The organism is Salipiger sp. HF18, from assembly GCF_011806505.1.
GTDB lineage: Bacteria > Pseudomonadota > Alphaproteobacteria > Rhodobacterales > Rhodobacteraceae > Salipiger > Salipiger thiooxidans.
Window position 1 is genome coordinate 1 of the sequence record NZ_JAATOS010000524.1, and the last position, 2711, is coordinate 2711.

General features: G+C 68.9%; 3 protein-coding genes. All 3 read right to left on the reverse strand.

Annotated features, from left to right (window positions below; genetic code table 11):
• Positions 1-1165: amidase (locus tag HC022_RS23535; RefSeq protein ID WP_167454022.1), on the reverse strand; the 1165-nt coding region annotated here is incomplete at its 3' end.
• Positions 1166-1212: 47 nt separating this feature from the next.
• Positions 1213-2118: a glyoxylate/hydroxypyruvate reductase A gene (locus tag HC022_RS23540; RefSeq protein ID WP_089955619.1), complete on the reverse strand. Its 906-nt coding sequence runs from the start codon at positions 2116-2118 to the stop codon at positions 1213-1215.
• Positions 2115-2711: ATP-binding cassette domain-containing protein (locus tag HC022_RS23545; protein WP_167454021.1), on the reverse strand; the 597-nt coding region annotated here is incomplete at its 5' end. The genes HC022_RS23540 and HC022_RS23545, both read right to left, overlap by 4 nt.

Sequence of the window (2711 nt, forward strand, 5' to 3'; positions counted from 1 at the left end):
CCTCCCAGAGCCGCGCGACGGCGTCGCCGCCCTCGAGATCCGCGTCCTGCCTGAACGGCAGATCCGCCGAGACCGGCATCAGCACCACAGGGTAGTCCTGCAGGAAGCCGCGCCACGCCCGGATCAGCGCCGAGCGGCGCATGAACACCTCGCTGAAGCGCTTCACGTCCACCGCCGCGGCGCGCTCGGCGTAATGCGAGAGCAGCGCAATGGCGCCGGGATCGCCCTCGGCCTGCGCTGCGGCCATCTTGTCGGCGTGGCCGTCCGAGAGCCAGAGGTCGATCTGCAGCTCCACCGCCTCGCGGATCTCGGGGATCTCGGAGGGCTCGTCGACCTCCCACCCCGCGAGGCGGAAGATGTTCGCGGCGCGCTCGAGATCGTCGAGGATGCGCGGGTCGGTGTCGATCCCGCCCGGACGCTTCACCAGCGCCACGCGGCGCCGGTAGCGCGGCCCCTCGAGCGGCACCGGCGCGCTCCAGGGATCGTCCGCGGCGTAGCCCGCCATGCCCTCGAGCCCGAGGCGCAGGTCGTCGACCCGGCGCGCGAGGGGGGAAGAGACCGCCATGATCTGCGGCCCGATGCCCCGGTCGGGCGAGGAGTGGTTGAACGTCGGCACCCGCCCCAGCGTCGGGCGAAGCCCCTGCACGCCGCAGGCATAGGCGGGGTAGCGGATCGAGCCCGCGATATCGGTGCCGTGGCCGATATGGCCCATGCCGGTCGCCACCGCGGCCCCTGCCCCTCCCGACGATCCGCCGGCGGTCAGCGCCGGGTTATGCGGATTCCTGGTCTCGCCGTAGAAGTTGTTGGTGGTGAACCAGCGGTACGAGAAGGCGGGCGTGTTGGTGCGCCCGATGGCGATGGCGTCGTGCTGGCGCATGTGGCGCAGGAACGGGTTGTCCTGCGTCGCCACGACGTTCTCGAAGATCCGGCAGCTGTTGGTCGAGGCATAGCCCTTCTGGTCCGACAGCACCTTGATGGTCACCGGCACGCCGGCCAGCGCGCCGACCTGCTCGCCACGGGCGATGCGGGCGTCCAGCGCCTCGGCCTCGGCCATGGCGTCCTCGCTGCAATCCTGCACGATGGCATTCACCTGCGGGTTCAGCCTGGCCACGCGGTCGAGCGTGTCGCGGATGACGTCGGCGGCCTTCAGCTCGCCACGGCGGATTCGCGCGGCATTTCAGGGGGACTTTCGAGAAGACGGGAAATACGGGATCAGGCCGGCTGCAGGTCGAGCATGCGCGCGCGGATGGCGAGGACGACGTTTTCGGGCACGGGAATGCTGGCGACATGCGGCGTGATGAAGATCCTGGGGTGGGACCAGAACGGGTGGCCCTGCGGCAGCGGCTCGGTCTCGAACACGTCCACCGAGGCTCCCGAGAGGTGGCCGCTGTCGATGGCCTCGACCAGCGCGGTCTCGTCCACCTGCCCGCCCCGCCCGATGTGGATGATCGCGGCGCCCTGCGGCAGCTTCGCCATCAGCTCGGCGCCGATCATCCCTTGCGTCTGCGCGGTGAGCGGCAGCACGTTGATCAGGATGTCGCTCTGGGCAAGGAAGTCGTCGAGCCCGTCGGCGGTGTAATGCGTCACGCCCGGCATCGGCTCGGGCGCGCGGCGGGAATAGCTCGCCACCGGGTAGCCGAGCGCCGTCAGGCCGCGCGCGATGGCCTGCCCCATGTGACCGAAGCCCATGACGCCGATACGCTTTTCCAGCGGAGAGATGCCGTAGAGCTTGCGCTGATAGTCCTGCCGCCCACGTGCCTCGAACCAGCTCGCCATCTCGCGGTGGTGCCAGAGGACGTGGAAGACGCTGAAGCCCGCCATCTGCTGGGCCTGGTCGGCATCCTCGACCCGGAAGATCGGCAGCCCCTTGGGCAGCGAGGGGCAGGCCTCGATGGCATCCACTCCCGCCCCCGCGCCGAAGACGGCGCGCAGGTTGGGATAGGGGGTGAAGGCATCGGCCGCCGGCAGGAAGGTGAACATGAACTGCACCTCCGCCGGGTTGGCGATCTCGTCGGGGCGTCGCAGATCGAGCTCGGGCGCGACCTTCTCGAAAAGCGGGATGTATCGCTCTCCCAGTTCGAGTCGAGAGTCGCTCACGACGCCTAGAATGCGGGTCATACGGTGGCAGTCCTTTGTTGTTCCCAGTCGGCCCCCGGCACGGCCGCCAGAAGCTTTCGCGTATATTCCTGCTGAGGGCGCAGGAAGATGTCATGCACGGTGCCGATCTCGACCAACCGGCCCTTCTGCATCACCGCGATACGGTCGCACAGCTGGGCCGCCACCCTCAGATCGTGGGTGATGAAGAGGATCGACAGCTCCATCTTCTCGCGCAGCTCCCGCAGGAGGTCCAGCACCTGGGCCTGGATAGAGACGTCGAGAGCCGAAACTGCCTCATCCGCGATGATCAGCTCGGGGTCCATGGCCAAAGCGCGGGCAATTCCGATACGTTGGCGCTGCCCGCCCGAGAATTCATGCGGGAAACGCTGCGCCGCATCGGCCCCGAGTCCCACGATCTCGAGCAGTTCGCGGGCACGGGCCTCGGCCTGCTTGCGGGGCACGCCGCGGGTGATCGGGCCGTCGGTGATCGCGCCCATGATGCGCTGGCGCGGGTTGAGCGAGGCGTAGGGATCCTGGAAGACCATCTGCACCTTGTGGCGCTGCTTGCGCAGCTCTTCGTCCGAGAGCGCCGCAAGGTCGGTCCCGCCCACCAG